Here is a 6,493-nt window from a genome sequence, read left to right as displayed (position 1 = left end):
TAGTCTGAATTAGACTAATAATTTACAATTAAAATAGCTCGTACAAGTTTGTAGAAAAAATTATAATTGACCTAAATATGAGTAGTAAACAGAGATATATCGCGCCTAAAATTGAAATGCTTTTAATTATACAGGAAAGTTTCGACAAGTCAATGTACATGTGTTTCAATCGTGAATTTAAGCACAGCCATCGTGTAGATTATAAGGTGTCAAATTTATAATTTAGCAATCACCTCCATGGACAGTAAATTAAAACTTGCATTTGTAGATGATAATGTATTGCACGTGAAAGTAATTGAACATTTGGCTCGCGAAATGGGGAACTATGAGATGCTATATTCTTGTCACAATGGAAAGGAGCTTGTTCATCTCCTTGAGAAGAGTATCGATCATCCAGATGTGTGTATTCTGGATTTGCATATGCCGGAGATGGACGGTATGGAAACGGCTCGTTTATTGCGACGTCGGTATCCGATGATTCGTTTATTTGGTTATTCTGCCAGCGAAAGTGCAGATGAAAAAAAGAGATTTTTGGATAGTGGTGTAAAACTTGTTTTTTCAAAACAATCTCCCCGAAAGATGTTGAACTCTATCTATCATTATACTATGCTCTGTGAAAATCTGGATATTATTGATTTTGAGAAGAATTTGTTCAGGAAATGGAATTTTGTAAATCAGTTATAGGAAAAAAAAAAAAGAGCGGCAGTTTGATGTGCTTCATCTCGCTGAATATTGTAGTCATCTTAGTAAGAGGCTGCACAATGCTTCGGTTTTTTCAATTATTCGTACCTGCTCGCCTGTCCGTATAAAAATTGGTTGATTGTCCTATGATTTTGCTGCAAACGAACTCATATTCATCGGACCACAATACGAAGTCGAGCTTGCTGAAGCTAAAGTTGCAGAAGGATACTTGCTGTGGTTCACAGCAGACTTTTACGAAAGGTCGAAAGATGATACTGAAATACTGCATTCGGGATTATTTTTTGGAAATCAACCTTTTCTGTCAATGCGTGAATGCAGATCATATCTGGTTTTTAAGAAACTTATCGTGGCGCGTTTGCAAGGATGTACTGGGGATTGTGCAATCGATAGGATGGTTGCGCATCATTGCTTTGAATCTTTATTACTAGACGGGTATCAAAAAATGCTAACGTTGGACATAGTGCGGTCATCTGTAGAGACTACATCTATTCAGTCATTTAATAGATTTTCCGTGCTTTTACATAAGCATTACCGCGAGCATACCAGTGTACAATATTATGCGGACCGTATGCACCTTTCGCCACGGAAGCTGACGGAGTTGTGTTTGTCTGTTAGCGGTAAATCGGCTAAATGTGTCATATCGACTGTTGTCACTGAGCAGGCTTTGCGCTATATTCAGCATACTAATCTGTCGATATCTCAGATTTCCTATGAAATGGGATTCTCGGATGAATCTAATTTTCGCAATTTTTTTAAACGACAGACAGGCAACAATCCGCTTTCCTTTCGTCTGATTTAATTAGGGGAGTCTATCCTTGCTTTTTCGACTCTTTTTTAAAGTAGAGGTAAGGGCGTCTACTGGCTGGCATTCTTTGAGCTAATTTCGGTAAAGCCCTTTTGTTGAGCAGCCCACTGCCTAAATGCTTTAAAAGTAAGGCGTATAATCTCTCGGGAGTGAAATTTATATGATACTCTTTTTTAAAATCACGGATCATCGTATCGATTGTTCTTGGGGTCTCAAAGTAATTGGATTGGAGGATAATATTGGCAATGAGTGCTCGCTGTCTCCTGTGATGCTCGCTCCGATTGATTCTTTCATCTATAGGTAATTTGGAGTTTTTTAATTCTCCATTTACAATAAGGCGTTTTTTCAAGTACATCAAATGGGGCAGGTTTTCTACTTCAATTTTTAACGATAAAGCTGTATCAAAAAAGTCTGAAAGCTTTATAGTAAAAGGTAAGCATATTTTTGATAGACTGTCTACAGATAGTGAACTGTTTTTACGGTAAGCACTCCGGATAGTTGATGTGGAAACATTAGCCAGACTGGCAAGGCTCTCGATGGTCAGCCCGGTTAAATTTATGATTTCCAGTATTCTTTTTGAAATTATCTCTGCTAATTGCTGATCTGATATTTTTCCCATACTTAATCTTTTCACTGCAATTTTATCTAAAGAGCGTTTTACAATACGATTTAGTCAATACCTTTGAATAGGTACACTAGGGTCTAATGCGGCGTTTTTTGAAAACTGATGATCAAAGCTAGTTGAATAAAATGAATAATGGGGTGTAAAAACTGTGGATTATCGTGTGCAAAATCTCTATTTTGCGCAATTCTATTTTCTGTAACTGGCATTAGACTTGATGCTGTTATTGCTCTTCGGGGGGGAGCTGTCGAGTTGGCTGAAGTCAACGGCAGTCTCGAGCAATACCGGCAGCAATGGCTCACACTATTAAATAAACCCTATTTGCCTTCATTGCTCCAAGGAATACATCCTCAGTTTAAACCTTCTTTTTTGGAAGATTTTCCAGCGAATGGAAAAACAACACTGAATGATGGCTTATCGGGAACAACGGATTATAGTTACAATTGGCTATTATTTGATAGTAAGGATGTAGAGATTACTTTTCCTTTTTCGAATGAAAGAATGGCTTCGCAAATTCAGCTTAATTTTCTATTGGATCCGGCACATTATCTATTTTTTGGAAGTTTGATTACTTTTTCTGTTCATATTACAATTTTTTATCTTTTCAAGTTATAATGTATATAGATCTATAATCTGGTTAACATAATTTGTTCAAAATGAGGGTGGATGGTGATAATGGTTTGCCTGATAGATTAGTTGGTTAGGAAACAATTTGCATGCACATCTGTAGTTCAAACTTATTTTAAATAATTTCTTGTTTGTTGTTGTCCCTGCACCTTTTATAGTTTTTTACATGTAGTTGGTGATTGCCTGCTTGGGAATATGTTTAAGGGTTCATGTTATATCAGGGTTATACTTGAAGTGCATTTCAAGGTTTGAAAATGCATTTTTTTGTGTTCGGGATTTATTTGCTAAATTGCTCCCTATTTCAGCATTACGAAATGGTTGTCAGGCCTTATATGCAGTAAATAATAATTATGGAATTTGGAGTTCAGCGGGTCATTGGTGTAGCGCAGGAGCCTTCGGAAGTAACGGATGCAACAGCAAAAGAAAATTATGTGGTTCTTTTTGTATCAAAGGGCGGTTGTAGTATACGGATCAATAATCAGATTAAAGAAATTGAAGAATACTGTCTGGTGTTGATTCCGAAGGGGATAAAAATTGAAGCTAACCCAGATGAGTCCCGACCTTTTCTAATTATTTATTTTTCGGAAAGTTTTTTTGCCCGTACGGCGGTTGATACTGCTTTTCTGCGAAACTTCAAATCTTTTAATACAAACGAATATAACTACCATGTGTTGCGTGTGCCTATGGAGTATGCAACCTACTATGAATTTGTGGGTATGCAGCTTAAACTATCTAAGCAGAATTATAATCAGGTGATATATCGCGATTTGGCTCACAATATTGTTAAACAAATTGTACTCTTAGCTGCGATATATGCTGAAGATAGACAGTCGGATGAACTGGTGGGGCAGAGTGCAGATATAAAGCTCGTAAGACGTTTCCAGGAGTTGGTAGAGCAGTATGTAAAAAAAGAAAAACGTGTAGCTTTCTATGCTCAAGAGCTAAATATCGCAACTAAAAAACTAACTAACTTAACGAAAGATGTGCTAAGGGCCACGCCAAAAGAGCTGATCACCGAAGAGTTGCTTCGAGTGAGTAAAAAGCTGATTACTGAATCATCACTCAGCATTAAGCAGATTGCTTGGGAGCTCGGTTATGCAGACGTTAATAACTTTAGTACATTTTTTTTAAAAGAAACGGCCTTGACGCCAACTGAGTACCGTAAACGTTGGCAAGGATAATATTCCTAAAATATCTTTATTTAACTATAACCTAGTTTTGTAGTTTTCTATGCGACAGTGTAGTTGAACCACTACAAGATTTGCAATTTATACTGGACTTGCGCATTTTGTCATTTACTCACTAAAATTAGTTATATCTTTGCTTCAAGCAGTTCGACATTAATAGTATTGTATAAAAGCCAAATATTAAAGTCCTGTCTCGGTCGACTGATAGAATTGTTTAACATTGATCTATTATTATTTAATTATGTGTAACATAAAAAGCTTTAATCTCTTCTTGGTGGGTCTTGCGGGGATTACGCTCTTCGGGGCAAGTTGTTCGAAAGTAAAGGATTTGTACAACGATACTACTGCAGGCTCCGATTCTTCATCCTTATTTCCTGCTGGCGTTAATGTCCCAACTGATTTTATGTGGAATTCGACACGCGCTGTCGATGTGCGCGTTGCAGTTGACGATAAATTCAGCGGTAAATACTTTTATCGGGTGGAGTTTTTTGATAATGATCCGACGTTGGGTAGTGGGGCGAATGTGTTGGCTGCGGGTCAGGCAAAATCCGGGCAGGATTTTGTTGGTAAGCTCATGATTCCAACACTCGCAAAATATATTTATTTAAGAGAGACTTCTCCACTTGGTGTTGCCGCAATCAGTATGATTGAAGTGGGGCAGCAAAATGCGATCAATGTGGGTGGCATCAGCGCGGGTTCGGCTAGTAAAGCGAGTGTTTTGCGCGGCGCTAAGACGAGTACGACGTTGGCAAGTGGCAGCTTAAGAGCGGCAGCGGTGGAAGCTACACCGGTTGTAGTTCCTTCCGATGCAATAGCGCTATCGGGCAATTCAACTATTTCTGTCGAGTCTAATAAATCGTATGTAGTTAAATCTGGTGTAACCTTTACAGGTAGAATCGATGCGAACAATGGTACTAGCAATGTAAAAATTTACGTGCAGGGGTCATGGAAAAATACAAGTTTTGAATTGAACCTTGGAAGCAATAACGGACTTTATATTACGCAGGCGGGTTCCATTGACCTCGTTAATGTAACGCAGAATACGGTGGGTGGCTTTGTCAACTATGGATCGGCTTCACTTTCCAAAATGGAGACAAAAAATAATACGCTGTATGTCAATTATGGTACGCTTACTGCGGATAAAGCAGATATCACTAATGGTAATTTTACCAACTATGGGGTGGCTACAATCCAAAATCTGAGCAGTACTACAAACGGTACGGTGGTGCGTAATGAGGGAACGCTTACTGTACAGAACGCTACCTTGACGAATGCAACGTTGGAGGCTGTTTGTCATACAGTAATCAATTCATTGACGACCAATGGTGCGACAATTTCGGTGGCTCAAGGCGCTCTATTAAGTTTAGATAAATTAGATGCCGGTGGTACGAAAATCAATTTAGCAGCAGCTTCTATTTTGGATGTGAAGACTTTGGCTAAATTTAACAGCCAGGCGAGCACCATGACTGGACCGACTTCGGGTCAGGCATTGGCCCGTCTCAAAAAGGTTGATGTAAGCAACCAGTGGATGGCCATTACGTATGGTGGTAACTTAGAGGTAGCTTGCTCAGATCATACAGCTAACGCACAATGGAGTACATATTATGTGGTCAATAGTCCAGCGAAATTGGTCCCTTACGATAAGTCGACCGTAGTGATTCAGGGGACTTCTTGTAACGCCGGTGGTAATAACGCTTCTGGTGGCAATCCGACAGACCAAACTGTTACTGAGGTTAATTTAGGTACTTATTCGTATGCATTTGAAGATAATTGGCCGTCGATTGGGGATTATGATATGAATGACTTTGTGGTGGATGTAGCAATTACGAAAGTGCAGAATGCAGCTAATAAAGTTACTAAGGTTAAATTGATAAATAAAATTAGATCTGTTGGGGCTAAAAATAGATTAGCTGCAGCTATTCAGTTGGATGGAGTATTAGCGACTAACGTAAAATCCGTAAAATATTCAAATACAAACTTGGTTGGACAGAACTTACCTTTAGGTTCAAATGGTGTCGAGTCTAATCAGAAGTACGCCGTGATTACAATTTGTGATGATGCGCACCGTGCCTTTGGTATTTCAGATACGCAATTTATTTCTACGGTAAATGGTAGTTATCAGCCTGTTGAATCCGAGGTTGTCATAGAGTTTACTACACCTTTGGATAATTTTACATATGCTGATTTGAACTCATTTATTGTCACAAATGGATATAAAGTGAATTCTCGAAGTGAAATTCATTTGGTTGGATACAAAGGTACAGATAAAATGAACAAAGCCTTGGTTGAGAATCAAACTTCAAAAGGACGACTTTCTGCTAATGATCCATTCAAATCATCTAAAGGGGAGCCTTGGGGATTATGTGTTCCAGTATCTTTCATTTATCCAAATGAGTATAAGAAAATAACTGGAGTTTATCCGAAATTTGAAGGATGGGCGTTGAGTGGCGGTTCTCAGAATCTCGATTGGTATTTGAAGTAGAAAGAGGTCGATGCTAGGGGAATAAAGGAAACCCATTCGATAAAGAGCCTCGCTTTTTGAGGTACTTT

General features: G+C 38.5%; 6 protein-coding genes. 5 read left to right on the top strand and 1 reads right to left on the bottom strand.

Annotation, left to right across the window (positions count from 1 at the left end; all coding sequences use genetic code 11):
- Window positions 1–237 precede the first annotated feature (237 nt).
- Both B2107_RS12800 and B2107_RS12795 read left to right on the top strand, forming a co-directional pair.
- Window positions 238–684 (top strand): response regulator, encoded by a 447-nt coding sequence (locus tag B2107_RS12800; protein ID WP_293956049.1) that lies wholly within the window; start codon window positions 238–240, stop codon window positions 682–684.
- 136 nt (window positions 685–820) lie between these two features.
- The gene (locus B2107_RS12795; protein WP_293956048.1) at window positions 821–1,501 is read left to right on the top strand and encodes a helix-turn-helix domain-containing protein; all 681 of its coding nucleotides are present in this window, start codon (window positions 821–823) and stop codon (window positions 1,499–1,501) included.
- Window positions 1,502–1,511: 10 nt separating this feature from the next.
- On the opposite strand, the gene B2107_RS12790 is transcribed toward B2107_RS12795, so the two are convergent.
- On the bottom strand, window positions 1,512–2,126 hold the full coding sequence (locus B2107_RS12790) for a hypothetical protein (RefSeq protein WP_293956047.1): 615 nt from the start codon (window positions 2,124–2,126) through the stop codon (window positions 1,512–1,514).
- A 138-nt stretch (window positions 2,127–2,264) separates the two neighbouring features.
- On the opposite strand from B2107_RS12790, the gene B2107_RS12785 reads away from it, so the two are divergent.
- From B2107_RS12785 to B2107_RS12775, 3 genes are all read left to right on the top strand, one after another.
- Window positions 2,265–2,744 carry a hypothetical protein gene (locus B2107_RS12785; RefSeq protein WP_293956046.1) on the top strand — a complete coding sequence of 160 codons (480 nt, stop codon included), beginning with the start codon at window positions 2,265–2,267 and terminating at the stop codon, window positions 2,742–2,744.
- A gap of 362 nt (window positions 2,745–3,106) precedes the next feature.
- Window positions 3,107–3,937, top strand: a complete 831-nt coding sequence (locus B2107_RS12780; protein ID WP_293956045.1) for a helix-turn-helix domain-containing protein — start codon at window positions 3,107–3,109, stop codon at window positions 3,935–3,937.
- 247 nt (window positions 3,938–4,184) lie between these two features.
- Window positions 4,185–6,425 (top strand): LruC domain-containing protein, encoded by a 2,241-nt coding sequence (locus tag B2107_RS12775; protein ID WP_293956044.1) that lies wholly within the window; start codon window positions 4,185–4,187, stop codon window positions 6,423–6,425.
- Window positions 6,426–6,493: the final 68 nt, after the last annotated feature.

The organism is Sphingobacterium sp. UBA7855, from assembly GCA_002500745.1.
Classification (GTDB): domain Bacteria; phylum Bacteroidota; class Bacteroidia; order Sphingobacteriales; family Sphingobacteriaceae; genus Sphingobacterium.
The sequence above is the reverse complement of the archived record's forward strand: the minus strand, read 5'-3'. Positions and strand labels throughout refer to the sequence as shown.

Coding starts and splice junctions, on each gene's coding strand:
- B2107_RS12775 (WP_293956044.1), top strand. CDS start 4,185: ATGTGTAACATAAAAAGCTTTAATCTCTTCTTGGTGGGTCTTGCGGGG.
- B2107_RS12800 (WP_293956049.1), top strand. CDS start 238: ATGGACAGTAAATTAAAACTTGCATTTGTAGATGATAATGTATTGCAC.
- B2107_RS12785 (WP_293956046.1), top strand. CDS start 2,265: ATGGGGTGTAAAAACTGTGGATTATCGTGTGCAAAATCTCTATTTTGC.
- B2107_RS12790 (WP_293956047.1), bottom strand. CDS start 2,126: ATGGGAAAAATATCAGATCAGCAATTAGCAGAGATAATTTCAAAAAGA.
- B2107_RS12780 (WP_293956045.1), top strand. CDS start 3,107: ATGGAATTTGGAGTTCAGCGGGTCATTGGTGTAGCGCAGGAGCCTTCG.